The following is a 26,094-nucleotide window of genomic DNA, read 5'->3' as shown; positions in this document are numbered from 1 at the left end:
TATGGCGCGGAACAGCTGTGCCATGCGCTGCGGTGGAACCTGCCCGAGTTACCTGAGTTGGTCAGGCTACTGAGCACGCCGTTTCACGCATCAGGAGCGGCTTGAAGCTAAGATGTCCGGTACAGAGGAAAGGGAGCATTGTCCAGGACGATGACGGTGAGCCGATCGGGAATACAGTCCGCTGCCAGGGTGTCCAGATAAGCGATGACCTGCTCACCGTTGCACGTTCCTTCCAACTCGCGGACTTCCAGACGCTCTTCACGCCCGTGCAGGCTGTAGGTGCCGATGAGGTTGATCCGTCCAGACGATCCCCACCGCGTGGGGATCTTGAACTGTCGCCCAGAACCACGTCTGAACCAGGTCGCACCCACGGACAACATCAAAGAAAGACCGGTCTGATCGAGATATTTCAGGGTGAGCTTGCCGTCCAGTGCCCCCTTTTTAAGGTCTCCAGGGAGACCTGATGCTGCTGGGCGACTTCGGGGTCGAGCTTCTTTGCGGGTGAATATCTGGCTCGCTTCCAGCTGTACCCAAGCCGTCGGAGATGATTCGCCAGTGCGCGAGGTCGGATCACGATCCCGAACTGCTTTTCGATGTCTTCGCACAAGAGCGGAGCGTTCCAGAAGCGCTGTTCTTGCAGTTTCTCGTGGAGAAACTGCTCTATCCCCGGCGTGATCAGGGAAGGTTGTCCGGGTGGGCACTCATCCGCCAACCCAAGAATCCCACGCTCGGCGAAACGCGTCAGGTCGTTGTGAATCGCCTGATGGTTGCGACCAAAGTGCTTCGACAGTTGGGGGACACTCCACCCCTGTCGGTGAAGCCGCAAGATATTTGCCCGGAGGCGGGCCTTCGGGTGCGTGTGTGGACTGGTTTCCAGCGCACGGAGTTGGTCGTCATCTTCCCCAGAAATCGCAATACGTCGAGCAGGCCGGGCCATGCCTAAGTCTACTTCTTAAATGCGTTGTACTTAGGTCAAGGCTCCGCCCCCGAATGCCTTGAGACCGTTTACGAAGGGGGCTCGATGGTTCAGTCCCCTTCCGTCAGACGCCGCCTAACACTCTGCTGCTCCTCATGCACATGGATTGGGGTGCGTTCGACTGACCCTTCTTCAGCTCCGGCGCGCCGTCCGGCCCCAGTCAATCACTCGCTGGGCCAGCAGTTGCAGCAAGAACTTGCCCACGAAGCGCGGGTTGTGTTTGGCGTAGCGCTTCCACAGGCGGCGCGGCTCCATGATCAGGCGGAACAGCCATTCCAGCCCCAGCCGCTGCATGGCGGCAGGAGCCTGTTTCACGCGCCCCGAGTGAAAGTCAAAGGCCGCGCCCATGCCCAGCAGCACGGCGTCCAGTTGGGCCGTGTGTGCGGCCATCCAACGCTCCTGCTTGGGACAGCCGATGCCCACGAACACGATCCTGGCCCCCGAATCGATGATCTGCTGGGTGTACAGCGCGTCTTCTTCGGGCGTGGGTGGTCGGAACGGCGGGGCGATCAGGCAGGCGATCTCAATCCCCGGATAATTGGTGTGCAAGAAGAGGACAAATTCCTCCAGACTCTCGGAGGTGCCGCCGTACAGGGCGATGGGCACGCCTTCTCTGGCGGCGGCCTCGCAGACGTGCAGCATCAGGGTGGGACCGTAGACGCGTTCGGCCTGTGGCACCCCCAGCGCCTTCAAGGCCCACACCAGCGGCACGCCGTCGGAAGTCACCAGATCGGCCCCGTTGACCACGTCGCGGAACTCGGTGCTGTCGTTGGTTTCCATGACCATGTGCACGTTGGAAGCACACACATAGCGCGGTTGGGCGGCCTGCGTCCAGGCCATGATTCTTGCCGTAGCGTCCGCGTAGGTCGTGACGTCCACCCGCATCCCCAGAATCGAGCGCGAGGTCAGGGGCGAATTCAGGGCGGTGCTGCCAGCAGGGACGGCTGGCGGAGCAGATGCGCCGCGGCGCAGATCGGGTGAGGCGGGGGAAGACATCGTTCAGGGCTCCTTGATTGGGGCGGGCAGAGGGGCAAATTCGGAAGAAGCGGCTGGGGCAGCGGCCAACTGGCGGCGGTAGGTTTCCAGGGCAGCCAGCCCGAAGCCGAACACGCACCAGAACCAGATCCCCCCCTGCGGCCCCTCCAGGTACACATCGAAAGAGGCATTGATCAGGAAAGCCATCCAGTACGCGAAAATCCAGAGAAAGATATTGGCCCACAGCGTCTTTTGAGCCGCGCGCGCATGGTTGGAGGCGCGCAGCAAGCTCAAGCCGAAGGCCAGTTGCAGCGCCGCCCAGGCCAGAAAGCCCGGTACGCCGGAGCGGGCCAGGAAGGTCATATGGCCGTTGTGGGGATTTCTCAGAGAGCGGTCACTAGACACCTGATACCCATCAGAGTCGGCCAGATTGATGCCGTAACCCTTGCCGGTCCAGAAGTAGGGCCCATAGACGGTGTAGTCCACGATGTCACTCCACCAGTTCAGCCGCCAGGTGCGGGTCCCCTCACGAACATTAGAGCCTGAATCCCCGGTGATGCTCTGAACATTGAGCAGCAGAGATTCAGCAGAGATGTCACGTTGACTGCCGAGATTGACCCTAAAGTTGGTAGCAACCAGCAGGGTCAGCACCACAGCCACCAGATACAATGGGCGGCCCCAGCCGCTACGCGGGCGCAGCAACACGATAAACAGGGCGCTAGCAGCAATGGTCACCAGCGCGGCGCGGCCTGTAGAGATGGACAGAATCCCAAGTAGCATTAAGCCCCACCACAGCCATTCGTGCCCGGTCCGGCGGCTCTCCAGCGAAGCAAAACGATGCTGTAATCCCAGCAACAAGAAGGCCGTGACGCCCGCCAGATGAACCGCAATATCCCCGCCCTTTGGAAATAGCAGCGGTGTTCCGCTGCCAGGCCACTCAGGGATGACCCGCTCAAACAGTTTGAACACCACAATACTTATGGGTGCTGACAACAAAAACCAGGGTATGACGCGGGCGTACTGCCGCACTGCCCGCTCCAGCCAGTTCAGCCGCAGCAACAGCCCGGCCACGATCAGCGCAAAGGCCGCATACAGCCAGGTCACGCCGTCACGCAGCGCTTCTATCCCGTACTGACCAATGTAGGGCACGGTATTGAGCAGGCCGATGAGCATGAACACGCCCAGCAGCGCCAGCAGGCCACGGTGGTAGCGGATGCCCACGGTGCCTACCCGCCACAGCGCCAGCAGGCCGACTGCCAGTGCCATCTCGCCCACGAACAAGGGCGGCACCCCGATGTAGGAATAGCCCTTGCCCAGAAAGGCATAGCCGATCAACGAAACGCCAATAAACCCCAGAGCGAACTGGGACAGACGGGCCCACACGCGCGTCAGTCCGGCCAGCAGGACCATCAGCACACTCAGTGCCCCGGCCAGCAGCGGCTGCTTCACGGCCAGAATGCCCACCAGCAGCGCGGCCGTGAAGAGCGCCAGCCACACGGCCCATCCAGGCGCAGCGGGCGGCAAGCCCCCGGCGTCACGCCCTGCAGCGCGCAGCTGAGGCGACTCTACAAGCGACTTCACAAAGGGCCTGACCCGGTGGGTGCCGGGTGGCCCCGGGGGAACACACGGCGGATTCTTGACAGGCTGGACAGACGACTTGCAGACATGCTTCCCCCAGAAGTGATGCTTCGGTCAGTGGCCTTGCCCGAACCTGACCCGGACCGCGAAACCGATCAGAAGCTAGGCAGCAAGCCGCTAACAGAAAATTAATATCACAGGGTCTGTGACTGATCTGGTCTGCACAGCCAGCGCCGGGTGAACAGGCTCAGCAGACGGTGAAGGGGCTGACGGCCAGCCGTCTTGCCGTGGATACCGCGCAGGTAGGCCTGTCTATGTATTCCATCCAAACCAGAGGGAAGGGACCGACGTGGCCCCTTCCCTCTGAAGACGTGCCGAATGCTCAGTAGGCGACGGTGTAGTACGCCGTGTCGCTGACCCAGTCGGTCTGCGGCACCGGCTGGACCCCCGGGCTGGGCACCGGATCCACCACGATGCTCAGCGCCTGCGCCAGACCCTGGCTGGTCTTGGGTTTGACGGTGGCGAAGCTCTCGCCGTTCTGATAGCTGCTCAGCTGTGACAGGCTCAGCGGGTGGCGACTGGCAATGACCAGCACGCGGTTCAGGCCGTAGGGACCGGCCACGTCGAAGGTAAACTGATCGCCACTGGCGGGAAAGGCGCGGGTCTGCCCGGCGCGCACGTAGTTGCTGGCGCTGATGCGGTTGGGCAGGATCTGATCGGTGCTGCCGTCCGGATTGACGTTGAACAGGTACACGTAGGCGTTCTCGTTGACGCTGGTGTACAGCGTGATGTGCTCGCCGATGCGGTAGCTGGGGTTCTGCGTGCCGCTGCGGTCACGGTCCACCCACACGCGGGCGCTGAGGGTGGTGGGCACCGGATTCACGATGATGCTCTGCGCGCCGATCTTGGGCGCGGCAAAGGCCGGCGCGGCCACGCCCAGCAGGGCGGCGGAGACGGCGAGCAATAGGGCGGGCTTTTTCAGGGATGAACTCATGTCGGGCCTCCGGGGAAAGCGGCGACGCTCTGCCGAACTGGGACAGCTCCCAGAACGCTTTTTCGGCGCGTCTCGCTTGTGTCCTCACGCTACGCCGCGCCGCCTGACGCCCGGTGAAGGCCAGCTGACTGAAGGTGAGGAAGCTGACGTTCGGTTTCATGAGACCAAAAAATGACATGCAACGAAAAAGCAGCCCCCAACAAATGGAAGGCTGCCTCAATCCTGTGGCAGGGATACCAGGATTCGAACCTGAACAAACAGATCCAAAATCTGTTGTGCTGCCATTACACCATATCCCTACAGCGCTGCCGACACGGACGCACGGCGGACAAAAGTATAACGGCGGCGGGCGCGGGGGGTCAACTGCCGAATGGACGGCCTTTACCCGGCCTCCACACTGTGGGGCCTGCAACGGGCTGTGGGGCTGGAGGCTGCCACGCTGGCGGCATGACGTTTAAAAAAGGCGATCAGGTGAAATGGAACAGCCATGACGGCGAGGCGCAGGGCAAGGTGGTGCGCGTGGCCCACGAGGACGGCGAGGTCAGCGGCTTTCAGTACCGCGCCAGCCAGGACGATCCCCGTTACATCATCGAGGTCGAAGGCGGCAAGCAGGTCGCCCATACGGCGGACGCGCTCTCGAAAGCCTGAACCGGGGCCGGTTTGCCGTAGCATGGCAGGCGTGAGCATTCTGCCCGACTGGCGTATCCGCGAACTGGCCCACGCGGGCATGATCGACCCCTTTGAAGACCGTCTGGTCCGCACCGCCGAGAACCAGCAGGTCATCAGCTACGGCCTGAGCAGCTTCGGCTACGACCTGCGCTGCGCTGACGAGTGGAAGATCTTCACCAACGTCAACAGCGCCATCGTGGACCCCAAGCACTTCGACGAGCGCAGCTTCGTGGACATCAAGGCCGACGAGATCATTATTCCGCCGAATTCGTTTGCCCTGGCCCGCAGCCTGGAATACCTGAAGATTCCGGATACGGTGATGGTGGTGGCACTCGGCAAGTCCACGTATGCGCGTTGTGGCCTCGTCGCCAATGTCACGCCCCTGGAACCCGGATGGGAAGGGCACGTCACGCTGGAGTTCTCCAACACCACCCCTCTTCCCGCCAAGATGTACGCCTTCGAGGGCTGCGTTCAGCTGTTGTTTTTCGAGGGTGAGCGTCCCGAAGTCACGTATGGAGACCGCAAAGGCAAGTACCAGGGCCAGCGCGGCGTGACGCTGCCCAGGCTTTGAGCGTCCGTCCGCGCACCGACGCCGACTTCCCCGCGCTGGTGGAGGCGTTGCGCGCGACCCACCACGCCGACGCCTACCCCTCGGTGTGGCCTGCCGATCCCGCTGCCTTCCTTGCGCCGCCCCTGACGCTGGGGGCCTGGGTGGCCGAGGTCAGGGGCGTGCCTGTGGGTCAGGTGGTGCTGCGGGCCGCGCCGGAAACGGTGCCGGAATGGATCGCGGTGACCGGGTTGCCGCCGCAGAACGTCGCCTTCCTCTCGCGGCTGTTCGTCGCACCGGGGCATCAGGGACAGGGGCTGGCACGGGGGCTGTTCCGCGCCGCCTGGGCAGAGGCGCGCCGGCTGAATCGGCGGGCCATTCTGGATGTTCAGGCCGATGCCCCGGCCCCCATCGCCCTGTACGACAGCGAGGGCTGGGCGCGGGTGGCCACCCTACCGGCGCCGTGGACCGGGGCCGATGGTCGCCGTCCGCAGATTTATGTCTACGTCTCGCCCGCCTGAGCCGGCTTGGTCCCGTCTTCATCTCTGAACGCGGCTTGAGACTCCTCTCTCCCCAGGGCGCCGGTGGGCTGTCAGCCTTGCCCCATGCCAGACAAAGACGACAAGAACAGCGGCCACACCAGCCTGCCCGAGCAATACGAGCGCAGCAAGGAAGAGGTCAAGGAAATCGAAGACGGCCACAAGCCGTCCTTCAAGGGCAACAATGACCGCGAGGCCACTGCCGCTCGCAACACCGAGCACGACAGCCTGAAGGAAAAGAAGGACGTGGAAGAAGCGCGTTCGGTGCCGGCCACCAAGCAGGGCTGAGCACCACACGGCGGGCGGGGCCAGGAGGCAAATTCTCCTGGCCCTCTTTTCGTGCCTGTCCCGCTACAGTGCACCATGCCCGAACCCACCCGTCCAACTCCCGGAATCCTGGCGCTGGCCGCCCTGTTCACGTTTGCGGGCGTCATGCATTTCGCCGCGCCGCAATTCTTTGACCGGATCGTGCCGCCGGGCCTGCCCATGCCCGCACGCACCGCCACGCTGCTCAGCGGCGCGGCAGAACTGGCCGGTGGCCTGGGCCTGTTGCACCCGGCCACCCGGCCCGCCGCGCGCTGGGGACTGCTGGCGCTGCTGCTGGCCGTGTTTCCCGCCAACGTCTACATGGCGCAGGAGCCGCAGAAATTCGGCGTCCCGGCGTGGGTGGCCTGGGCCAGACTGCCGCTGCAGCCGGTGTTGATGTGGCTGGTGTGGCGGGCTGGGCGGAGCCGCACCCAGTCCTGACCTGCAACCCGGGCGCGACACGTATACTCCGCAGGGAAACACATTTGAAAGGGCGATGCTGACGTGCGGCGCGAGCCGTGCTGGGGCGGCTCAAAGAGAGGTGAGGATGCCAGCACTGCTGGGACTCGCGCGCGCAATAGACCGTTTTTCCTCCTGGCTGGGCGTCCTGATCGGCGGGGTTACGCTGCTGATGATCGGCGTGGGCCTCTTCAACGTGTTCGGGCGGTTCGCGGATCGCTACCTGGGCACCGAATTCAGCAGCAACTCGCTGCTGGAGCTGCAGTGGTACCTGTTCAGCGTCATTTTCCTGCTGGGCGGCGCGTACGTGCTGAGCCTGGACGAGCATGTGCGGGTGGACGTGCTGTACGGGCGACTGCCGCCCAAACGCCGGGCGCTGATCAACCTGGTGGGCACCGTGCTGTTCCTGCTGCCATTTTGCGTGATCGTGTTGTGGGTGGCGATTCCATGGTTCGGGCTCAGTTACGGCATTCAGGAGAGCAGTTCCGATCCGGGGGGGCTGCTGCGCTGGCCGATCAAGCTGCTGCTGCCCGTCGGCTTCGTGTTCCTGTTGATCCAGGGCGTCAGCGAGGCGATCAAGGCGGCAGGCGCGCTGACCGGTCATTACGAGTACCGCACCCAGGACGAGCTGGACGAGGTGGAAGCGCTGGCCGCCGACGTGCAGCTGGACCGCGCCGGGCTGGACGGGTTGCTGGTGGGCCTGCCCGACGAGGCGGAAGAGCAGATGAAGAACAATCAGAGGAACAACTAGTGGACGCCATCGGCCTGTGGATGTTCTTCGGCGCGTTCATCCTCATTTTCAGCGGTTTTCCGGTGGCCTTCGCGCTGGCCGGAACGGCCATCATCTTCGGGCTGATCGGGCTGGGCACCGGGCACTTCGACGCCCTGCTGCTGCGGGCCATGCCCGACCGCATCTTCGGCACCATGAGCAACTTCACCCTGCTGGCGATTCCGTACTTCGTGTTCATGGGCGGCATCCTGGGCAAGAGCGGGCTGGCCGAAGACCTGCTGCGCACGGCGGGGTTGCTGTTCGGGCGGCTGCGCGGCGGCATCGCGGTGGCCGTGGTGCTGGTGGGCCTGCTGCTGGCCGCCACGACGGGGGTGGTGGCCGCCACGGTGGTCACGATGGGCCTGATCAGCCTACCGATCATGCTGCGCTACGGCTACGACAAGGGGCTGGCCAGCGGCGTGATCGCGGCGTCCGGCACGCTGGGGCAGGTGATTCCGCCCAGCGTGGTGCTGGTGGTGCTGGGCAGCGAGCTGGGCGTGTCGGTGGGCGACCTGTTCCTGGGTTCGCTGGTGCCGGGGCTGATGCTGGCGGCACTGTACATCGTGTACGTGATCGTGCGCTCGGCCCTGAGTCCCACCCTGGCCCCGGCCATGCCTGCCGCCGAGCTGAACATCAAGCCCAGCGCCATGGCCCTGCAGGTGCTGCGCGCCATGATCCCGCCGCTGCTGCTGATCTTCGCGGTGCTGGGTTCGATCTTCTTCGGCCTCGCCACCGCCACCGAGGCCGGTTCGGTGGGCGCGCTGGGCGCGGTGCTGCTGGCGCTGGCCAACCGCAAGCTGACGCGTGCGGGGCTGTGGGAGGTCACGCTCTCCACCGCCCGCCTGACCACCTTCGTCATTTTCATCCTGATCGGCTCCACCTCGTTCTCACTGGTGTTCCGGGCGCTGGACGGCGACCTGTACATGCAGAACATCCTGGCCAATCTGCCGGGCGGCGTGCTGGGCTTCCTGATCCTGACCAATCTGGCGATTTTCATCCTGGGCTTCTTCCTGGATTTCTTCGAGATCGCTTTTATCCTGTTGCCCATCTTCGCGCCCGTGGCCCGTGACCTGGGCGTGGACATGATCTGGTACGGCATCCTGCTGGGCGTCAACCTCCAGACCAGCTTCCTGACGCCGCCGTTCGGGTTCTCGCTGTTCTACCTGCGCGGCATCGCGGGCAAGTATCTGGCGACGAGTGATATTTACCGGGGCGTGGTGCCGTTCATCTTCATCCAGCTGTTCGTGCTGGTGCTGTGCGTCGCCTTCCCCGGCCTGACCGGCCTGCGGGCAGCGGGGCCATAAGCAAACCTGTCGTCCTAGCCAGGCAAGAGGGAGGCCCGCACTGGAATCTGCGGGCCTCCCTCTTGTCTGCAGTGAGCCTCAGTCGTTGAAGTCCATCAGCGGCTTCTCGTTGATCTGGTGCCACGCGTGAATGGTGCGGCGGAAGGCGTTCCAGGGCGTGTAGACCTTCTTGTAATCCGCGTTCTTGGCCGAGTTCTCGGCGTGCAGTTCCTGGGTGGCCTTGTTGCCCGCCTTGAGGATGTCGGCCGAGTAACGGCGCAGCTGGGTGCCGCCCTTTTGCAGGCGCTGCAGCGCGGCCTGGTTCTTGGCATCGTAGTCGGCGGCCACCGCCAGGTTGGCCTCGGCGCAGGCACTCGCCAGGATTTCCTTGTACGCCTTGGGCAGCGCGGCGTAGGCTTTCTTGCCCACCATCAGGTCAAAGGTGGCGCCGGGTTCCCACCAGCCGGGGTAGTAGTAGTACTTGGCGGCCTTTTGCAGCCCCAGCTTCTCGTCGTCGTACGGCCCGACCCACTCGGCGGCGTCAATCGCGCCACGGTCCAGCGCCAGGTAGATCTCGCCGCCGGGCAGCACCTGCACGTTGACGCCCAGTTTCGCCATGACCTGCCCGCCGATGCCGGGAATGCGCATCTTGAGGCCCTTGAAGTCCGAGGCCTTCTTGACCTCCTTCTTGAACCAGCCGCCCATCTGCGCGGTGGTGTTGCCCGCCGGGAAGTTGATGATGCCGAAGTCGTCGTAGACCGCGCGAATCAGTTCCAGGCCGCCCGCGCTGTACAGCCAGGCGTTCTGCTCGGCGGCGGTCAGGCCGAAGGGCACGCCAGTGGCGAAGCCCAGCGTGGGGTTCTTGCCCACGTAGTAGTACCCGGCGCTGTGCCCGCACTCCACGGTGCCCTGCTGCACGGCGTCCAGCACCTGCAATCCCGGCACCAGTTCGCCCGCCTCATAGGCCCGGATGGTGAATTTGCCGTCGGTCATGGCACTGACGCGGTCGGCGATCATCTGCGCGCCGCCGAACAGCACGTCCAGGCTCTTGGGCCAGCTGGTGGCGCACTTCCAGCGCACGTTGCCGGTCTGGGCAAAGCTGTGCGGCGAGAACACGGTGCTGGCCGCAGCGGTGGCGGCGGCTCCCTTCAAGAACTTGCGGCGATCAATTCCCATGAATAGCCCTCCTGTCGGCGCCCCTGAACTGATGGTGCAGAGCGGCCTCTTGTTTTGAAGATGGGGCAGTATAGCGGGCAAACTTGACCGGAGCTTCACATCACACCGGGCCGCGGCCTGGGCGGGTCTGCAACAGCTCCAGCGCGGCCCGCAGCGGGGCGGGCAGGTCCACGGGCCGCCGCGAGGCGCGGTCCACGTACACATGCACGAAATGGCCCTGGGCGGCGGCCCCCACCGCCCCGTCCTGAAACACCGCCAGCTCGTAGCGCACGCTGCTGCGGCCCGCCCTGGCCACCCGCACGCCCACGCTCAGGGTCTCGGGAAAGGCGACGGGCGCGAAGAAGGCGCAGCCGGTGTCCACCACCAGCCCGATCACCTCTCCCCTTTCGATGTCCAGCGCGCCCTGGGCGGCCAGATAGGCGTTGACGGCCGTGTCGAAGTAGGCGTAGTAGGTCACGTTGTTGACGTGCCCGTACACGTCATTGTCGGCCCAGCGGGTCTGGATCGGGTGGTGGTAGGGGTAGGCGGCGCGGGGCTGGGGCGTGGGACGGGTCATGGGTCAGGGTAGAGCAGGCCCGCCCCGGTCAGAGCGCCACGCCCTCCGCTATCCTGCCCCGATGCGCCGATCCCTGCCCCTGCTGTGCCTGCTGCTGTGCGTCGGCGGCGCACCCTCTCCGGCAGCACAGGTTCCAGCAGCGCAGCAGGCAGACCTGACCCTGCAGCGCGAACCCGGCCTGGGCGCGGGCGTGCAGAGGGTGCTGCGCGGCCTGCCCTCCGGCGTGCGTGCGGGCGTGCTGGTGCAGGATCTACAGACGGGGCAGGTGCTCCAGGCGCGGCTGCCCGACACCCCGTTCATTCCCGCCAGCGCCAACAAATTGGTGATGGGAGCGGCCGTGCTGAACGAGCGTGGCGGCGCGGACGGCTGGTGGAGCAGCGAACTGACCGTGCCCGCCGCGCAGGTGGGGCGGGCACGGGTCAAGGCCGTGACCCTGCGCGGCAGCGGCGATCCCACCCTGAGCGTGTCGGGCGGCCCGTACAGCCTGCGTGCCCTGGCAAAACAGGCGTACGCGCGTGGCCTGCGCATGGTGGGTGAGGTCCGGCTGGACGACGCCCGGCTGGACCCGGACACCTGGAAAGACGCGCCCATCGGGGTGCCCATGACCGCCCTGCGCCTCGCCGAGTGGCATGACGCGCCGCCGCTGAGCCAGGCAACCGCACGGCAGCGGCTGGGTTCGGCCCTGATCGCGGAATTGCGACGCGCCGGCATCAGCGTGACCTCCGGGCAGGTGGGACCGGCCGCCCCCCTCAAGCCCTACCTCGCGCCCGCCCGCACCGATGAGCGGGGCCGGCCGCTGCCCCCCGATCCGGTGGTGCCCGTGAATCGCCGACCCGAGCAGGCGGTGGCCAGCGTACGGAGTGCCCCGGTGGCAAAATTCCTGGCCGCCACCCTGCGGCCCAGCGACAACCTGTGGGCCGAGGAACTCCTCGCCACGCTGGCCCGGCGCCCCGCCGGAAACGGCACGCTGGCCGGCGGGCTGGCCCGAGAACGGGCCTTTCTGGGCCGCATCGGCGTGGACCTTAGCGGCGTGGTGCTGGCCGACGGCAGCGGCCTGAGCCGCGAGGACCGCCTGACCCCCCGCGCCCTGGTAGCGTTGCTGCGGGTCATGTATGACCTGCCATACGGACTGTCCGGCACCCCTGTCGAGGGGTCAGGCTTCCCGGACCGGGTTTACCGCCAGCGCCAGAACGCCTTTGTCGAGGCGCTGCCCCAGGGGGGCACCGGAGAAAATGTTCCGGCCCACGATGGGCGCGGCGGCACGCTGGCCCGGCGTTTCCTGGGCGCGGGGCTGGACGTGCGCGCCAAGACCGGCACGCTACCCGGCGTCAGCAGCCTGGCCGGGTACGTCACCGCGAAAAGCGGGCACACCCTGGCCTTCGCTTTAATGATGAACGGTCCCGACGACACCCCGATCCTGACCCTGCGCGCCCTGCTGGACGAGACGGTGGCCGTGCTGGCGGCGGAGAACTGAGCGACGCGTAAACTAACGTTATGCGCCCCCTGCCCCTGCCCTTTCCCGACGAAACCGAAGCGCCGCACGTCACCGAACTGCGGTTCGCGGGCAGCGGCGTGACCGTGCGCGGGGCTTTCGAGCTGAACGAGTTCGCCACCCTGACCCCCGACAACCTGGAATTTCTGCGCCTGTATATCCGCGTGCGCGGCAACCTGAAGGAGGTGGAGCGCGTGCTGGGCGTCAGCTACCCCACTGTGCGCGCCCGTTTCGACACCCTGCTGCGCGCCATCGGTTACGAGCCCGAGCTGGCCGATCCCCAGGCCGAGATCCTGAGCAGCCTGGAGCGCGGCGAGATCACCCCGGACGAGGCCGCAAGGAAGCTGCGGCGTTAGCCGGGTAGCTCGTCCCAGACCACCCGCACCTCGCGCAGTTCCCCGTCCAGCTTCTCGCCCGCCTCGCGTCCGCCCTGGCGCAGATACCACTGCCGGGTGGGGTTGGCCTCCAGCACCCACAGGGCCAGATTCTCGAACCCCGCCGCGCTGAGCGCTCGCAGCATTTCCCCGAACAGCGCCCGCCCCAGCCCCTGACCTTGCACCGATTTCAGCGCGTACAGCGTCATCAGTTCGGCGCCGTAGCCAGGATGATCGCGGGCCGGGCCAGCCGAGGCGAAGGCCACCACCGTTTCATCCTGCTCGGCCACCAGCACGGTTTCCAGCCCCTGCGAAATGGTGCGCCTCCAACTCGTCTCGCGCCGTCCCCGCATGTCCTCGTTCGTCATGCGCTCCAGAAAGTCATCCGGCATCAGGCCCGCGTAGGTTTCACGCCAGCTGGTGATGTGGACGCGGGCGATGGCCGGGGCGTCGGCGGGGGTGGCGGGCGGATGACGGTGGGTGGATCAGTCATGGTGGAGTGTAAGCATTCCAGGCCCGGCGTGTGTTGGGCCGTCAACCCCCAGGGTCACGGACACCGCTCCCCGTCCCGGCCTATCCTTGACCCATGACCGCGCCCGCCGATTCTGCCCCCCACATTCACCTGCCGGACGGCTCGTGCTGCGCTCCCGAAGCCAGTTACAGCGGACGCTTCGCCCACCTGCACCAGCACACGCAGTACTCGCTGCTGGACGGCGCGGCCAAGCTCAAGGACTTGCTGAAGTGGGTCAAGCAGGTCACGCCCGAGGGCCAGGACGCCGCCTGCGCCATGACCGATCACGGCAACATGCACGGCGCGGTGCATTTCTACAACTACGCCCAAGCCGCGCAGGTCAAGCCGATCCTGGGCTACGAGGCCTACGTGGTGCCGGGCATGGGCACGCGCCGCGACAAGAAGCCCGGCGTCAGCGGCGAGAAGGGCATCTTCCACCTGACCCTGCTGGCCCGCGACTTCGAGGGCTACCAGAACCTGTGCCGCCTGAGCAGCCGGGGCTACACCGAGGGCTACTACTACAAGCCCCGAATTGACCACGAACTGCTGACCGAACACCACAAGGGGATCATCGCCTTCTCCGGCTGCCTGGGCAGTGAAGTGCAGCAGCTGCTGATGCAGGGGCGCGAGGACGAGGCCAGGCAGCGCCTGCTGTGGTACCGCGACCTCTTTGGCGAGAACTACTTCATCGAGATTCAGGATCACGGACTGCCGGAACAGGCGAAGAACAATCCGATCCTGAAAGCCTGGGCGCAGGAGCTGGGCATCGGCATGGTGGCGACGAACGACGGCCACTATGTCAAGAAGTCCGACGCCACCGCCCACGAGACGCTGCTGGCGATTCAGACGAAAGCCACGCTGGCCGACGAGAACCGCTTCAAGTTTCCCTGCGACGAGTTCTATGTCAAGGACTTAGATGAGATGCGCCGCGCCCTGCCCCCAGCCGAGTGGGGCGAGGAAGTCTTCGATAACACCGCCCGCATTGCTGACTTATGCAATGTAGACCTCCCCGTGGGCAAGAAGCGCGTGTATCAGATGCCCGCGCTGCCCATCCCCGAGGGCCGCACGATGGCCGAGGAATTGCGCGTGCAGACATATGCCGGGAGCCTCAAGCGCTACCCGCACCACGTCACCGAGGCGCTGCTGCGCGAGTACGCCGTGCGCAGTCTGGCGGCGCTGGAGCCGGAGGAGCGGGAGCGAGTGCTGTCTCGCACGAACGGCTGCGACGCCCGCACCTGCGACGAGGAAACACTGCTGACGCTGATCGCCTTCCTGGGCAGCGAGTGGGAGGCGCGCGGCAAGGCGGCGGGCGAGAAGTACACCCTCTACCCGGCGCTGGAAGTGATGGAGAAAGCGGCGGAAGAAGGCCCCCTGCCCGACTACGCCTGCACCGACTGGCAGCGCAGCAAGGGCGAGGCCAGCGACACGGCCATTCAGCTTGACCCCGGCAGCGAGGAAGAAACCTCCTGCCGCGCGCACCACACGCACGCCCTGGTGCTGCTGCGCCGCGCCGAGTACGAGCTGAGCGTTATCAACAACATGGGCTTCCCCGACTACTTCCTGATCGTGGCCGATTACATCAACTGGGCCAAGGATCAGGGCATCAGCGTGGGGCCGGGGCGCGGTTCGGGGGCGGGATCGCTGGTGGCCTACGCCATGCGAATCACCAACCTCGATCCGCTGGAATTCGAGCTGCTGTTCGAGCGCTTCCTGAATCCAGACCGCATTTCCATGCCCGACTTCGACATCGACTTCAACGATGCCCGCCGCGTGGAGGTCATCCAGTACGTGCAGGACAAGTACGGCGAGGACAAGGTGGCGCAGATTGCCACCTTTGGAACGATGGCGTCCAAGGCGTGCCTCAAGGACGTGGCGCGCGTGATGGGCCTGGAATACGCCAAGGTGGACAAGGTGTCCAAGTTGATTCCGATCAAGTTCGGCAAGAGCTACTCGCTGGAGCAGGCCCGCGAGGCGGTGCCGGACATCGCGCAACTGCTGGAGAGCGACGCGCAACTGCTGGAAGCCTACGAGTTCGCGCAGAAGCTGGAGGGGCTGACGCGCCACGCCTCCGTCCACGCCGCCGGGGTGGTGATCGGGCGCGACAAGCTGACTGATCTGGTGCCGGTGATGCGCGACACCTCCGGCATGGGCATGGTCTGCCAGTACGACATGAAGGCCGTCGAGGACATCGGCCTGATCAAGATGGACTTCCTGGGTCTGCGGACGCTGAGCTTTCTGGACGAGGCCAAGCGCATCATGCGCGAGTCGCAGAAGATCGAGATCGACTTCGACGCGATTCCCTTCGACGACGCCAAAACCTACGAGCTGATGAGCCGGGGCGACACCAAGGGCGTCTTTCAGCTCGAAGGCGCGGGCATTGCCGACGCCTCGCGCCGCCTGAAACCGCGCCGTCTGGCCGACATCATCGCCCTCTCGGCGCTGTACCGCCCCGGCCCGATGGAGAACATTCCCACCTACGTGCGCCGTCACCACGGGCTGGAGGAAGTCGATTACGTGCGCGATGGCTTCCCCACTTCCGCGCAGTTTCTAGAAAAGATTCTGGCCGAAACGTACGGCATTCCGGTGTATCAGGAACAGATCATGCAGATTGCCTCGGAAGTCGCGGGCTTCAGCCTGGGCGGGGCCGATTTGCTGCGCCGCGCGATGGGCAAGAAAGACGTGGCGGAGATGGCGAAGCAGCGCGACCTGTTTGTTGCGGGCGCGAAAACCAATGAAGTGCCGAAGGATGAGGCTAATAAACTCTTTGATCTGCTGGATGCGTTTGCGAATTACGGGTTCAACAAGAGTCATAGTGCCGCATACGGCGTCATCACCTATCAAACCGCGTGGCTGAAAGCCAACTACCCCGTCGAATTCATGGCCGCCCTGCTAACTGTAGAAAGGCGCGATTCCGACAAGGTGGCGGAGTACATCAGCGACGCGCGCAAGATGGACGTGAAGGTGCTGCCGCCGGACATCAACCGCTCGGCGCCGGATTTCGCGGTGGCGGGCGAGGAAATCCTGTTCGGGATGTACGCCATCAAGGGGCTGGGCGAGGCCGCCGTGCAGCGCATCCTGGAGGAGCGCGAGCGTGGCGGGCGCTTCAAGTCCTTCGCCGACTTCTGCTCGCGGGTGGACAACAAGACCTGCAACCGCAAGGCGCTGGAAAACCTGATCAAGAGCGGGGCCTTCGACGCCTTCGGGGAGCGGCGGCAACTGCTGGACAGCCTGGAAGAGACGCTGGCCTGGGCGCAGGGGGCCGCCTCCATGATCAGCAGCGGCATGGACGCGCTGTTCGGGCTGGAGGAAACCGCGCCGGAGCCGCCGCTCAAGGCTACGTTTACCCCACTGACCGATCTGGAACGCCTGAGCATCGAGAAGGACGCGCTGGGCCTGTACATCTCCGGCCACCCGCTGGAGCAGCACGAGGGGCTGCGCGAGGCGGCCAGTTGCCGCATCAGTGACCTGGACACCTGGTTTACCACCCAGAACGTCGCCCCCGGCAAGCGCATCAAGGCGGTGCTGGCGGGCATGGTGGAGAGCGTGGTTCGCAAGCCCACCAAATCCGGCGGCATGATGGCCCGCTTCATCCTGGCCGACGAGTCCGGGCAGACCGAGCTGGTGGCCTTCTCGCGCGCCTATGACCGCATTCAGGAAAAGCTGGTCAACGACACGCCCGCGCTGGTGATCGTGGAGCTGGAGTCCGAGGACGGCGGCCTGCGCGCCATTGCCGAGGAACTGGTGAGCATCGAGCAACTGGCCGAGGTGCCCAAGGTCATGTACGTGAACATCGATCTGGAAACCGCCAGCCCGGACGCCGTGGGCGAGTTTCAGAGCGTGCTGGACGAACACGCGGGCAGTATGCCCACCTACCTGCGGCTGCAAACGCCGGAGCAGTTCGTGGTCTACCAGCTCGATCACGGCATGGGCAGCCCCGACGCGATTAAAGTGCTGAACCAGACCTTCCCGTGGATGGACGCGTATCTGGCCTACGATCAGCAGACTATCCTGGGCCGCTTCGCGCCCAAGCCACCCGCATGGATGAACAAGCAGAACGGGGGCGGAGGAATGCGGGCGTGAGCGAAACGCGATCATTGAGGAGGTTTGTAGAGTGTGAACCCGTGGAGATACTGTCCCAGCTTTCCAGTCCTATTTATGGTGTGATAAACGGGTCTGTAAAGTCAGATGGAAGTGGCACTTTTATAGGTGAGCGCGTTATGATGACGGCTTGGCATGTTATTGCAGGATTGGCTATACAACATGGATTTGAGCTAAAAGAAGATAAAGAGTATAGATATGGACTAATGGATTTAGAGGAATTGCAGATTTATGTCAAGAGGCAAGTATCGGCGGAAGACGAGATTAATTTTAAGGCCACCCATATTTTTAGATCAGCCTTCTCGAATGATATTGTGATAGTCCTTCTGAAAGCGGTTAGCGCCAGAGAGGGTGAAGTCTGGGGGAAGCCAGTCAAATCCACTATCCTAGATTTTTTGCCACCTTTTCTTGAGAAGGAGGTGGTTGCCTTTGGATATACGGATCACGAAGATGTTTCTGGAAAGACAGGCAATGATATAATACAAGATATAAAGGCTATAGTTTCGCCCGGAATTATTACTAATGTGTACCCAGAATTCATGGGAAGTAATAATCCATTCCCAGGATTTATAGTGGAAACTGATATTCTCGGCGGGATGAGTGGTGGAGCCATATTTGACCCGAAAAGTATTGCTCTTAAAGGCGTTATAGTAGCATCAATAAGCGAAGGTGTAATAGATTCTAAAGCGGGCGACGAACTGCCATATGAAAGCACGTTTGATAAGATTAAAACTCAGATGAAAGTGCGTATACCAGAAAATAGCCCTTTAGGTAAAGCCGCCTATCTATGGCCGATTCTTGGGGATAGGTTTTCTTCTGCTGATATAAATGGTGGCGAGCCATTTAGCGTATACGATTTAGCTAATTGTAATGGCGATTTAAAAAAGTATGAGATACGAATAGTTAATGAGGATATTGTACAGCTACATTTAGATGATGATGAAGTTCGCTGCGTCGAACTTCTAGACTATATGCAGCGGAGAAACGATGCGAATTATCCAACTGTAAAAAAATCGGTTAGATATGCCCGTAACGTTCAAGATATATTGGAAAACTTGCCAGAAGATCTGCGTGAAGCGTGGGTGATTTTCTGACCGCCTCTCAGCGTCGCCATTAAATTGGCAACCAGTCCATGCCCCGGCGGAGGCATGAGACGGCTGGAGCTGGCTTACCGAATCAATTCCACACCCATTCTCAAATCCGGCAGCTTCGCCCAGTTCTTCTCTGCCGTCAGGATGCTCAGGCCGTGGGCTTCGGCAGCATCTGAGCAAGGCGTGACGCTCAGCCCGCCCTGACCGTCAAGTCCTCCACCGCGCCCACCCATCCCATCTTCTGCAACCGCTCCGTAATCAGCGAACGGTGGCACTCCTGCGCGTTCGCCTCGTAGCACAGCAGGCACACGCGCTCGCAGGCGGCCAGCGCCCCCAACTCCTCCAGCGCGTCCGTCTGCGTGGCGAGGTGCAGGGTGTACCCGGCCTTCATGGCGGCAAAGTCCTTGTCCAGCCGGTACATCTTGCGAAGCGTGGGCGGCGTGCCCAATGAGCGCATGTGGCGGTAGCCAATGCCCCGTTCCGCCAGCGCCAGCCCCAGCGCGGTCTTGCTGTAGCCGGGGCGGCGGCTCTGGGCGCGTTCGCGGGTGTCCACCAGCACGGTGACGCCGTGCGCGGCCAGCGTGTCCAGAAAGGCGTGCATCTCGGCACCTTCGTAGCCGATGGTCAGCAGCGTGGGCGGGGCGGTCATGGGGGCAGCGTAGCGGGCCGGGCGGCGGCGAACCGTGGTGGAGGTGCCGCCCGCCATTCGGGACAGGCGGCCACACCCCGCTCTAAAGTCTGGGGCATGAGCCTTCTGGAGACCGTCCGGCACCTCGCCCCCTACCTGGAACGCTGGCTGGAGTACGGGCGAGATTACCAGCGGATTCCCGGCGTGCAGGTGGCCGTGCGCGTGGGCGACGAACTCGCGGCGTCGTTCGCGCTGGGCACCGCCAACGAGGACACCAGCGAGGCGCTGACCACCCGGCACCTGTTCCGCATCGCCTCGCATTCCAAGACCTTCACGGCCACCGCCGTCTTTCAACTCGTGGAGGCGGGGAAGCTGCGCCTGGACGACACGGCGGGCCACTGGCTGCCGGAGCTGGCGGGTTCGCCCGCCGCCGACATGACCGTGCGGGCGCTGCTGGGCCACCAGTCCGGCATCAACCGCGACGGGGCCGACAGTGACTACTGGCAGCAACGGCACGCCTTCCCGGATCGGCAGACCCTGCTGGACTTCGCCCGCGCCGAGGCGGTCTATCCGCAGAACCAGCACTTCAAATACTCCAACATCGGCTACGGCCTGCTGGGCCTGATCGTGGAGGCGGCGGGGGGCGAGGAGTACGGCGATTACGTGGAGGCGCACATCACCGGCCCGCTGGGCCTGGGTGACCTGGGCGCGGAGTTGCCCCCGGAGCGCGAGGGCGAGTTGGCAACCGGCCACGGCGCCCGCCTGTTCGGCAACGATGCCCGCCGCACGCTGCCGTCCTCCGACACCCGCGCGCTGGCGGCGGCCACCGGCTTCTACGGCACCGCCGAGGCGCTGACCGCGTACTGGGCGCGGCACACCCTGGGTCATGACGGCCTGCTCTCGGACGCCTCCAAACGCCTGATGGCGCGGCGCGAGTCGGAAATCACCAAACCCACCCGGCGCGGCTACGGCCTGGGCCTGATTCTGGACGAGATCGGCGGGCGCACGCTGGTGGGCCACTCCGGGGGCTTTCCCGGCCACATCACGCAGTCGTGGCTCGATCCCAACACCGGGCTGTCGATCTCGGTGCTGACCAACACGCTGGGCGGCCCAGCCACCGAATGGGCGGGCAACCTGATCCGTCTGATCGATCTGGCGCACGAGAACACAGAGAAGCCGGCGGACACCGCGCACGATCTGGAGTCCTTCACCGGACGCTTCGCCAACGCCTGGGGCCTGTTCGACATCGTGAATCTGGGCGGGCGGCTGGTGGCCCTGACCCCGCTGGGTGACCCGTCGGCCACTGCAGTGAAACTGACTGTGCAGGACGCCGAGACCCTCTGCCCGGAACCAGAAGGCGGCTTCGGCTCGGTGGGCGAGGCGTACCACTTCGAGCGTTCAGAGGATGGTGAAATCCAGTGGGTGCGTCAGGGCGGTGGGCGCTCCTGGCCGCTGGCGGCGTTCCTGGCGGGAGTGGAGTAGCGTCCTTCCCTGCGCGTCAGGGCCAGCGCCGAACCCGCTACCCTGGGGGCATGGATCGTTGGCGGGCAATAGGCTGGAGGACAGTGGGCGTGAAGGCATGTGGACTCCTGCTCTGGAGCGGCGGCGTGGCGGGGGCCGCCCCGGCGGCCTGCGACAACCCGATGAGTCCGGTACAGGCGGGCTGGGTCTGGACCTACCGCGTGAGTTCCAGCGACGGCAAGAAACCCGCCTCCAGCTACGCGCTCAGCCGGGCGGCGACGGGAACGGGCTTTCAGGAACAGTCCACCAGCGCCGGAAAGCCGCTGGAAACGGCCCGGTACACCTGCGTCGGCGGCGCGCAGCTTGGCCTGCAGCCGCCCCGACTGGGCAGCATCACCCTGACCCGTGCGGCGGTCAGCGGGACGCAGGTGGCCGCCGCCCCGGCCTGGAAAGCGGGCGCGGCGTGGTCCCTGGTGTGGGAGCTGGAAGGCCGGCAGGGTCTGCTGAGCGGCAAGGCCACCCTGACGGCAAAGCGGCAGGTGCTGGGCCGCGAAAAGGTCAGCGTGCCCGCCGGCACCTTCGACGCCTGGAAGGTCCGGGTGGGCTACCGGGTGGTGGGCCGCGTGGGGCCGATCCCGCTGAACCGCGACATGAACGACTTCGAGGAATGGTACGCCGAGGGCGTGGGGCTGGTGAAATCGCAGAGCAGCTACAGCACCACTGAACTGCTGGCCCTCCAGAAATAACGCCCTTCAAAGGCCCGCGCTCACCATCTGTCCGATGAAAAACGGTGCGGACTGTCGCCAGTCACCGCACCGTTGCACCGTAGAACGCTGAAATCTGGGGTTACAGCCCGGCCTCGGCCAGGAAGGCGTCCAGCTTCTGCGGGCGGAAGCCGCTCAGGCTGTGGGCCACGTCGCCGCTGACCAGCGTGGGCACGCTGCGGCGGCCCCCGTTGACGCTCATGACGTACTCGGCGGCCTGGGCGTCCTGCTCGATGTTGATTTCCTGGAAGTCCAGGCCCTTGCCCGTCAGGGCGCGTTTGGCGGCGGTGCAGTCGGGGCACCAGCTGGTGGTGTACATCTTGATCATGGAAGTCCTCCTGGGTGGTGGTCGGGATGCGGTTTGTCCGTTCGGTCTTGCCGCCCCATCAGTTTACAAAATAAAGCAGGGATGGCAAGCCGCCGGGTTCATCAAAGGCGAACGGCCCACCACGCGGGCAGGCCGTTCGTTGCCCTGGGGGCTTACGCCGAGGCGGGGGCTTCGGCAGGCGCGTCCGCCTGGGGGGTGGACTGGGCCGGGGTGGTGGGCTCGGCAGCGCTCTGGGCCGCGGGGGCCTGGGCCTCCGACTGGGGAGCGGCGGCCACGCCGTCCTCACGCTCCTTCTTGGGCGCGGGCGCGGCGCGTGGGGTCATGATCATGTTCATGTCCATGCCCATCATGCTGGGGTTGCTTTCCGGCACGCCGATATCGGCCAGGGTCTCGGCCACGCGCACCAGAATGCGCTCGCCCAGCTCCGGGTGGGTGCGTTCGCGGCCACGGAACATGATGGTGACCTTGACCTTGTGGCCCTCTTCCAGAAAACGGCGCACGTGCCCGGTCTTGGTCTTGAAGTCGTGCGCGTCAATCTTGACCCGGAACTTGATGGCCTTGACTTCCTGGCCGCGCGCCCGCTTGCGGTTTTCTCGTTCGTTCTGCTGCTGCTCGTAGCGGAAGCGGCCATAATCGAGCAGGCGACAGACGGGCGGCACGGCCTGTGGACTGACCATTACCAGGTCCAGTCCCGCCTCACGCGCCATGTTCATGGCCTCGCGCGTGTCGATAATGCCCACCTGCTCACCCTCGCCGCCGATCAGACGAATCTGCCGGACGCGAATCTGCTCGTTGACCTTATGATCTTTCGCTATATTCATCACCTCCGCACGCCCCCTGCACGCTGGCAGCGCCACACAGTGGCGGATTAGGACGGCTGCATCCGCATTCACGCTCACAAGAGATGTTGCGGATAAACATGTCAGTTTACCACGCACGCCCCCGGTCTTTCTGTGGGCATGAACCTTCTGTCAAATGGGGACCCCTACGCTGACGCAGACACGTTTCTGCCATGCTTGCGGGTATGAGTGGCTTCTTCCCCCCCGCCCCGCCCCCCGCCCACACCCACCGGTACGGCCCGCAAAGCGCGCGCAACGCCGATCTGGAAGTGCTGCTGACCGACGGGCTGGGCGGGTTCGCACTCTCCAGCATGGCTGGGGTACCGACGCGCTGCTACTCGGGGCTGGTGGTCAGCCAGTTGCCGCCCGTACAGCGCTTCACCCACCTGGTCTCGCCGCTGGAGGTGCTGACCGTGGGCGGCGTGCGCCACACCCTGCACGCCCTGGAACTCGCTCCGGGCGTGTTCGAGGGGCGTGGCCTGGAGGTGCTGAGCGGCGTGACCCTGCGCGATCTGCTGCCCGAACGGGTGCAGGCGGTGGGCGGCGTGCGCGTGACGCGGCGCGTGGTCAGCCCGGCCCACGCGGGCGCGGCGGTCTACCTGTACACGGTGGACTCGCGCGAGGCGGTCACGCTGACGCTGGGCGGCTACTTCGTGGACCGCGACATGCACCACGTCCACACCGAGGCGCCCCGCCTGACGTTTGAGGCGAACGGGCCAGAGGTCACCGTGCGCGGCGAGCGCGGCACGCGGGTCCAGATTCATGCCCCGGACCCACAGCTCACCCCCCTGGCCCCCCAGCCGTTTCCCCAGCGCGTGTATTACCGCCACGACGCGGCTCGCGGCGAACCCGATCACGACTACGCGCTGGGCGCGGCGCTGTGGGAGGTTCAGTTTCCGGCAGGCGGCGGTGAGGTGGCGCTGGTGGTCCAGGGGCTGACCGACACCACCCCCGAGATTCCCGATCCCTGGCTGGCCTATGGGCAGGAGGCTGCCCGCCGCCGCGAACTGGTCGAACTGGCCCAGCAGACCTGCGGGGTGTCGGACGAACTGGTGGCCACGCTGGCGGTGGCGGCGGACGCGTATCTGGTGCGGCGCACCAATCCAGCCGGCACCAGCGTCATCGCGGGCTACCCGTGGTTTGCCGACTGGGGCCGCGACGCCATGATCTCGCTGACCGGCCTGACCCTGCTGACCGGACGGTTTGCCGAGGCCCGTGACCTGCTGGACACCTTCTTGCGCTCGGTGCGGCGCGGCCTGATTCCCAACCACTTCCACGAGGACGGCCAGGGGGCGGGCTACAACACGGTGGACGGGGCGCTGTGGCTGGCGGTGGCGCTGGAACGCTACGTGGCGGCCAGCGGCGATCTGGACTTTGCGCGGAAAGCCCTGCCCCAGCTCCGCGAGTTGCTGATCTGGCACCTGCGCGGCACCGATCACGGCGTCCGCAGCGACGCGTCAGACGGCCTGCTGCTGGCCGGAGAAGCGGGCGTACAACTGACCTGGATGGACGTGAAGATTGAGGACTGGGTGGTCACGCCGCGTCACGGCAAGCCCGTGGAGATTCAGGGGTTGTGGATCGCGGCGCTGGGCGCGGAAAAGCGGCTCTCGGAGGCGGTGGGAGAACAGCCGGAACTGACGGAGGCGTGGGCGCAGGCACGTGGCAGTTTCGGTCAGCTCTGGGACGGCCAGGCCTGGGCCGACGTGCTGGACGCGGACGGCCCCCTGGACCTCAGCGTGCGCCCCAACGCCGCCATCGCGCTGGCCCTGCCCGACACGCCCGCCACACCTGAGCAGGTGGAAGCCGCCGTCCGCCAGACCGAAACCGAGCTGCTGACGCCGCTGGGGCTGCACACCCTGTCGCCGCGTGATCCGCGCTACCGGGGCAACTACGGCGGCCCGCAGGTGCTGCGCGACGCCGCCTACCACCAGGGCACCGTGTGGCCCTGGCCGCTGACCGCGTACCTGGAACTGCTGCTCTCCCGCGGCGAGGTGGCGCAGGCCCGTGCCGCGCTGACCGGCCTGAGCGGCCACGTCTGGGAAGCGGGCGTCGGCCACGTCTCGGAGGTGTTCAGCGGGGACACGCTGACGCCGGGGGGCTGCCCCTTCCAGGCGTGGAGCGTGGCCGAGTTGCTGCGCGGCCATGTGCTGGTCAGGCAGGCTGAAGCGCAGCAGGCAGCTGCCCAAAACTAAGATGAAAACGTGTCCCAGAACGGATTCATTCCGGAGCACCAACACACTTATGGCTAGACACGCCAACTTGACGTCCACCAGACACTAACCCTAGCATCACGCCTATGCTTGGCCTCGCCCTTCCGCCCCAGGCCACCCAGGTGGGCCTGGCGGTGGATATTGCGGCCTTTGCCATGCACGGCGGCGAGTTGCGCGTGCTGCTGGTGCAGCGCGGCGAATTGCCGCACGCGCGGGACTGGGCGCTGCCCGGCGGCTTCGTGCAGCCCGGCGAGGAACTGCACGAGGCCGCTCTGCGCGAGCTGAGGACCGAGACCACCGTGCAGCTCGAACCACGCCACCTGGAGCAGTTCTACACGTTTGGCGAGGTGGGCCGCGATCCGCGCGGCCGCATCGTCAGCGTGGCGCATCTGGCGGTATTGCCGCACGGCACCGTCAGCGTCAGCGGCGGCGGGCACACCCTGGGCGCCGAATGGCTCAGCGCGCATCACCCGCCCCGGCTGGCCTTCGATCACCAGACGATCCTGACGCGGGCGCTGCTGCGGCTGCAACTGCGGCTGGAATACGCCAATCTGGCGCTGGAGTTCCTGCCCGACACGTTTACCCTGCCCGAATTGCAGACGGTCTACGAGGCGATCTTGAACCGCCAGCTGGACAAGCGCAACTTCCGCAAACGCCTGCTGGCCCAGGGCATCCTGACCCCCAGCGGCGAGCGGCGCAGCGGCGTGGGCCGCCCCGCGCAGCTGTACCGCCGGGCCAAGAACGTGCGGGTGGCGGCGCTGTAGACGGCAGGCTTATCCCCCGTAGCTTGCGCGGACGCGCCGCCACCCCTGCCGCAGCCCGATGTGCTGGGCGGGCAGCTCGTTCAGGGTAACGGCCTGCAGCCCACGCGCCGCCAACCCGCCGAGCAACAGTCGAAGCAGTTCGGGGGTCACCTCCGGGCCGTCGTGCAGCAGCACCACGCTGCCAGGCCGGACGCGGGCCAGGGTCTGCCGGGCCAGGGTGGCCGCGTCGGCAGCGGTCCAGTCCCGGCCCTCCACGTCCCACAGGACAATCTGCCGTCCGGCCAGCCGCGCCAGCACGCGGGTCAGCGGGCTGTGGCCCCCGTAGGGCGGGCGGTAGAGCAGCGGCCCGGCGGCCCCGGCGCGGGGATGCCAGCGAATCTGCCTCCATTCCTGCCCCGGCGTCAGCAGCAGCGCGTGGCGGTGCCAGCGCCCGTGAGCCTCGGTCTGGTGGGGGCTGTCCAGCAGCGTGTGCAGAAGGTCAGGATGCGCCTTGCCGGCGGGCGCGGTGACGAAGAAGGTGGCACGGGCATCGTGCTGGGCCAGGATGGCCAGCAGTTCGGGCGTGCGCGGCGAGGGGCCGTCGTCGAAAGTCAGGGCCACCCGGTCTGAGTCTCGCGGCCCACTGCCCAGTGCGCCCCAGCCAGCGGCGCGGCCCAGCACATCGGCCAGCACGGCGGCGAGGAGCCCGAGTGCGGGGAGGATCAGGA

Annotated in this window: 27 protein-coding genes and 1 tRNA gene; 15 read left to right on the top strand and 13 right to left on the bottom strand. The window is 65.4% G+C overall.

Going from position 1 to position 26,094, the window contains the following annotated elements:
- Nucleotides 1-107: 107 nt before the first annotated feature.
- The 6 genes from FHR04_RS21690 to FHR04_RS13095 form a co-directional block, all read right to left on the bottom strand.
- Nucleotides 108-380 carry a transposase gene (locus FHR04_RS21690; RefSeq protein ID WP_375782576.1) on the bottom strand — a complete coding sequence of 91 codons (273 nt, stop codon included), beginning with the start codon at nt 378-380 and terminating at the stop codon, nt 108-110.
- Between the two features lie 29 nt (nt 381-409).
- On the bottom strand, nt 410-937 hold the full coding sequence (locus tag FHR04_RS13115; RefSeq protein ID WP_139403829.1) for a winged helix-turn-helix domain-containing protein: 528 nt from the start codon (nt 935-937) through the stop codon (nt 410-412).
- 171 nt (nt 938-1,108) lie between these two features.
- Nucleotides 1,109-1,972: a WecB/TagA/CpsF family glycosyltransferase gene (locus FHR04_RS13110; protein ID WP_249039121.1), complete on the bottom strand. Its 864-nt coding sequence runs from the start codon at nt 1,970-1,972 to the stop codon at nt 1,109-1,111.
- Between the two features lie 3 nt (nt 1,973-1,975).
- Nucleotides 1,976-3,448 (bottom strand): O-antigen ligase family protein, encoded by a 1,473-nt coding sequence (locus tag FHR04_RS13105; RefSeq protein WP_249039120.1) that lies wholly within the window; start codon nt 3,446-3,448, stop codon nt 1,976-1,978.
- Between the two features lie 463 nt (nt 3,449-3,911).
- On the bottom strand, nt 3,912-4,523 hold the full coding sequence (locus FHR04_RS13100) for a DUF4384 domain-containing protein (RefSeq protein ID WP_139403828.1): 612 nt from the start codon (nt 4,521-4,523) through the stop codon (nt 3,912-3,914).
- A 225-nt stretch (nt 4,524-4,748) separates the two neighbouring features.
- Nucleotides 4,749-4,822 (bottom strand) — tRNA-Gln (locus FHR04_RS13095).
- 148 nt (nt 4,823-4,970) lie between these two features.
- Here FHR04_RS13095 and FHR04_RS13090 point away from each other — a divergent pair.
- From FHR04_RS13090 to FHR04_RS13060, 7 genes are all read left to right on the top strand, one after another.
- Complete coding sequence (locus FHR04_RS13090) at nt 4,971-5,171, top strand: hypervirulence associated TUDOR domain-containing protein (protein ID WP_139403827.1); 201 nt, start codon at nt 4,971-4,973, stop codon at nt 5,169-5,171.
- Nucleotides 5,172-5,202: 31 nt separating this feature from the next.
- Nucleotides 5,203-5,763, top strand: a complete 561-nt coding sequence (gene dcd, locus FHR04_RS13085) for a dCTP deaminase (RefSeq protein ID WP_039686259.1) — start codon at nt 5,203-5,205, stop codon at nt 5,761-5,763.
- Nucleotides 5,760-6,260 carry a GNAT family N-acetyltransferase gene (locus FHR04_RS13080; RefSeq protein WP_249039119.1) on the top strand — a complete coding sequence of 167 codons (501 nt, stop codon included), beginning with the start codon at nt 5,760-5,762 and terminating at the stop codon, nt 6,258-6,260. Before dcd ends, FHR04_RS13080 begins: the two co-directional genes overlap by 4 nt.
- A gap of 84 nt (nt 6,261-6,344) precedes the next feature.
- Nucleotides 6,345-6,566, top strand: a complete 222-nt coding sequence (locus FHR04_RS13075) for a hypothetical protein (RefSeq protein WP_039681629.1) — start codon at nt 6,345-6,347, stop codon at nt 6,564-6,566.
- 75 nt (nt 6,567-6,641) lie between these two features.
- A complete protein-coding gene (locus FHR04_RS13070; protein ID WP_139403826.1) occupies nt 6,642-7,025 on the top strand; it encodes a DoxX family protein in 384 nt (127 codons plus the stop codon).
- 106 nt (nt 7,026-7,131) lie between these two features.
- The gene (locus tag FHR04_RS13065) at nt 7,132-7,794 is read left to right on the top strand and encodes a TRAP transporter small permease subunit (protein ID WP_139403825.1); all 663 of its coding nucleotides are present in this window, start codon (nt 7,132-7,134) and stop codon (nt 7,792-7,794) included.
- On the top strand, nt 7,794-9,116 hold the full coding sequence (locus FHR04_RS13060; protein ID WP_211344198.1) for a TRAP transporter large permease: 1,323 nt from the start codon (nt 7,794-7,796) through the stop codon (nt 9,114-9,116). Before FHR04_RS13065 ends, FHR04_RS13060 begins: the two co-directional genes overlap by 1 nt.
- Before the next feature lie 78 nt (nt 9,117-9,194).
- Here the strand turns inward: FHR04_RS13060 and FHR04_RS13055 are convergent, their stop codons facing one another.
- Entirely contained in the window at nt 9,195-10,271 is a 1,077-nt protein-coding gene (locus FHR04_RS13055; RefSeq protein WP_179162047.1) for a TRAP transporter substrate-binding protein, read from the bottom strand.
- 100 nt (nt 10,272-10,371) lie between these two features.
- Nucleotides 10,372-10,827, bottom strand: a complete 456-nt coding sequence (locus FHR04_RS13050) for an acyl-CoA thioesterase (protein WP_139403824.1) — start codon at nt 10,825-10,827, stop codon at nt 10,372-10,374.
- 61 nt (nt 10,828-10,888) lie between these two features.
- Between FHR04_RS13050 and FHR04_RS13045 the strand changes: the two genes are divergently transcribed.
- Both FHR04_RS13045 and FHR04_RS13040 read left to right on the top strand, forming a co-directional pair.
- Complete coding sequence (locus tag FHR04_RS13045; RefSeq protein WP_139403823.1) at nt 10,889-12,301, top strand: D-alanyl-D-alanine carboxypeptidase/D-alanyl-D-alanine-endopeptidase; 1,413 nt, start codon at nt 10,889-10,891, stop codon at nt 12,299-12,301.
- Between the two features lie 20 nt (nt 12,302-12,321).
- Complete coding sequence (locus FHR04_RS13040) at nt 12,322-12,675, top strand: DUF2089 domain-containing protein (RefSeq protein WP_029477771.1); 354 nt, start codon at nt 12,322-12,324, stop codon at nt 12,673-12,675.
- Here FHR04_RS13040 and FHR04_RS13035 read toward each other — a convergent pair.
- Nucleotides 12,672-13,085 (bottom strand): GNAT family N-acetyltransferase, encoded by a 414-nt coding sequence (locus FHR04_RS13035; RefSeq protein WP_139403822.1) that lies wholly within the window; start codon nt 13,083-13,085, stop codon nt 12,672-12,674. The two genes, FHR04_RS13040 and FHR04_RS13035, sit on opposite strands and share 4 nt — an antisense overlap.
- 194 nt (nt 13,086-13,279) lie before the next feature.
- Here FHR04_RS13035 and dnaE point away from each other — a divergent pair, with 194 nt between their 5' ends.
- Entirely contained in the window at nt 13,280-17,284 is a 4,005-nt protein-coding gene (gene dnaE / locus FHR04_RS13030) for a DNA polymerase III subunit alpha (RefSeq protein ID WP_139403821.1), read from the top strand.
- Nucleotides 17,285-17,325: 41 nt separating this feature from the next.
- On the top strand, nt 17,326-18,396 hold the full coding sequence (locus FHR04_RS13025; RefSeq protein WP_170213951.1) for a trypsin-like peptidase domain-containing protein: 1,071 nt from the start codon (nt 17,326-17,328) through the stop codon (nt 18,394-18,396).
- Between the two features lie 187 nt (nt 18,397-18,583).
- Here the strand turns inward: FHR04_RS13025 and FHR04_RS13020 are convergent, their stop codons facing one another.
- Nucleotides 18,584-19,042: a DUF488 domain-containing protein gene (locus FHR04_RS13020; RefSeq protein ID WP_139403819.1), complete on the bottom strand. Its 459-nt coding sequence runs from the start codon at nt 19,040-19,042 to the stop codon at nt 18,584-18,586.
- A gap of 96 nt (nt 19,043-19,138) precedes the next feature.
- Between FHR04_RS13020 and FHR04_RS13015 the strand changes: the two genes are divergently transcribed.
- Together FHR04_RS13015 and FHR04_RS13010 are read left to right on the top strand one after the other, a co-directional pair.
- Complete coding sequence (locus FHR04_RS13015) at nt 19,139-20,503, top strand: serine hydrolase domain-containing protein (protein ID WP_139403818.1); 1,365 nt, start codon at nt 19,139-19,141, stop codon at nt 20,501-20,503.
- Between the two features lie 89 nt (nt 20,504-20,592).
- Nucleotides 20,593-21,228, top strand: coding sequence for a TapB family protein (locus FHR04_RS13010; protein ID WP_170213950.1), 636 nt, complete (start codon nt 20,593-20,595; stop codon nt 21,226-21,228).
- A gap of 100 nt (nt 21,229-21,328) precedes the next feature.
- Here FHR04_RS13010 and FHR04_RS13005 read toward each other — a convergent pair whose 3' ends face one another.
- The gene (locus FHR04_RS13005; RefSeq protein ID WP_139403816.1) at nt 21,329-21,574 is read right to left on the bottom strand and encodes a glutaredoxin domain-containing protein; all 246 of its coding nucleotides are present in this window, start codon (nt 21,572-21,574) and stop codon (nt 21,329-21,331) included.
- A gap of 152 nt (nt 21,575-21,726) precedes the next feature.
- On the bottom strand, nt 21,727-22,398 hold the full coding sequence (infC, locus tag FHR04_RS13000; protein ID WP_139403815.1) for a translation initiation factor IF-3: 672 nt from the start codon (nt 22,396-22,398) through the stop codon (nt 21,727-21,729).
- 200 nt (nt 22,399-22,598) lie between these two features.
- Between infC and FHR04_RS12995 the strand changes: the two genes are divergently transcribed.
- Complete coding sequence (locus tag FHR04_RS12995; RefSeq protein ID WP_249039118.1) at nt 22,599-24,605, top strand: amylo-alpha-1,6-glucosidase; 2,007 nt, start codon at nt 22,599-22,601, stop codon at nt 24,603-24,605.
- Between the two features lie 104 nt (nt 24,606-24,709).
- Nucleotides 24,710-25,387 (top strand): NUDIX hydrolase, encoded by a 678-nt coding sequence (locus FHR04_RS12990; RefSeq protein ID WP_139403813.1) that lies wholly within the window; start codon nt 24,710-24,712, stop codon nt 25,385-25,387.
- A gap of 9 nt (nt 25,388-25,396) precedes the next feature.
- Here FHR04_RS12990 and FHR04_RS12985 read toward each other — a convergent pair whose 3' ends face one another.
- Nucleotides 25,397-26,059 carry a polysaccharide deacetylase family protein gene (locus FHR04_RS12985; protein WP_249039117.1) on the bottom strand — a complete coding sequence of 221 codons (663 nt, stop codon included), beginning with the start codon at nt 26,057-26,059 and terminating at the stop codon, nt 25,397-25,399.
- Between the last annotated feature and the right edge of the window lie 35 nt (nt 26,060-26,094).

This window comes from Deinococcus radiopugnans ATCC 19172, from assembly GCF_006335125.1.
GTDB classification, from domain to species: domain Bacteria; phylum Deinococcota; class Deinococci; order Deinococcales; family Deinococcaceae; genus Deinococcus; species Deinococcus radiopugnans.
The sequence above is the reverse complement of the archived record's forward strand: the minus strand, read 5'-3'. Positions and strand labels throughout refer to the sequence as shown.

Bases quoted from the DNA above. Each gene is read 5' to 3' on its own strand.
- FHR04_RS21690 (WP_375782576.1), bottom strand. From the start codon at position 380: ATGTTGTCCGTGGGTGCGACCTGGTTCAGACGTGGTTCTGGGCGACAG.
- FHR04_RS13115 (WP_139403829.1), bottom strand. From the start codon at position 937: ATGGCCCGGCCTGCTCGACGTATTGCGATTTCTGGGGAAGATGACGAC.
- FHR04_RS13110 (WP_249039121.1), bottom strand. From the start codon at position 1,972: ATGTCTTCCCCCGCCTCACCCGATCTGCGCCGCGGCGCATCTGCTCCG.
- FHR04_RS13100 (WP_139403828.1), bottom strand. From the start codon at position 4,523: ATGAGTTCATCCCTGAAAAAGCCCGCCCTATTGCTCGCCGTCTCCGCC.
- FHR04_RS13090 (WP_139403827.1), top strand. From the start codon at position 4,971: ATGACGTTTAAAAAAGGCGATCAGGTGAAATGGAACAGCCATGACGGC.
- FHR04_RS13075 (WP_039681629.1), top strand. From the start codon at position 6,345: ATGCCAGACAAAGACGACAAGAACAGCGGCCACACCAGCCTGCCCGAG.
- FHR04_RS13070 (WP_139403826.1), top strand. From the start codon at position 6,642: ATGCCCGAACCCACCCGTCCAACTCCCGGAATCCTGGCGCTGGCCGCC.
- FHR04_RS13065 (WP_139403825.1), top strand. From the start codon at position 7,132: ATGCCAGCACTGCTGGGACTCGCGCGCGCAATAGACCGTTTTTCCTCC.
- FHR04_RS13055 (WP_179162047.1), bottom strand. From the start codon at position 10,271: ATGGGAATTGATCGCCGCAAGTTCTTGAAGGGAGCCGCCGCCACCGCT.
- FHR04_RS13050 (WP_139403824.1), bottom strand. From the start codon at position 10,827: ATGACCCGTCCCACGCCCCAGCCCCGCGCCGCCTACCCCTACCACCAC.
- FHR04_RS13045 (WP_139403823.1), top strand. From the start codon at position 10,889: ATGCGCCGATCCCTGCCCCTGCTGTGCCTGCTGCTGTGCGTCGGCGGC.
- FHR04_RS13040 (WP_029477771.1), top strand. From the start codon at position 12,322: ATGCGCCCCCTGCCCCTGCCCTTTCCCGACGAAACCGAAGCGCCGCAC.
- FHR04_RS13035 (WP_139403822.1), bottom strand. From the start codon at position 13,085: ATGCCGGATGACTTTCTGGAGCGCATGACGAACGAGGACATGCGGGGA.
- dnaE (WP_139403821.1), top strand. From the start codon at position 13,280: ATGACCGCGCCCGCCGATTCTGCCCCCCACATTCACCTGCCGGACGGC.
- FHR04_RS13020 (WP_139403819.1), bottom strand. From the start codon at position 19,042: ATGACCGCCCCGCCCACGCTGCTGACCATCGGCTACGAAGGTGCCGAG.
- FHR04_RS13015 (WP_139403818.1), top strand. From the start codon at position 19,139: ATGAGCCTTCTGGAGACCGTCCGGCACCTCGCCCCCTACCTGGAACGC.
- FHR04_RS13005 (WP_139403816.1), bottom strand. From the start codon at position 21,574: ATGATCAAGATGTACACCACCAGCTGGTGCCCCGACTGCACCGCCGCC.
- FHR04_RS12995 (WP_249039118.1), top strand. From the start codon at position 22,599: ATGAGTGGCTTCTTCCCCCCCGCCCCGCCCCCCGCCCACACCCACCGG.
- FHR04_RS12990 (WP_139403813.1), top strand. From the start codon at position 24,710: ATGCTTGGCCTCGCCCTTCCGCCCCAGGCCACCCAGGTGGGCCTGGCG.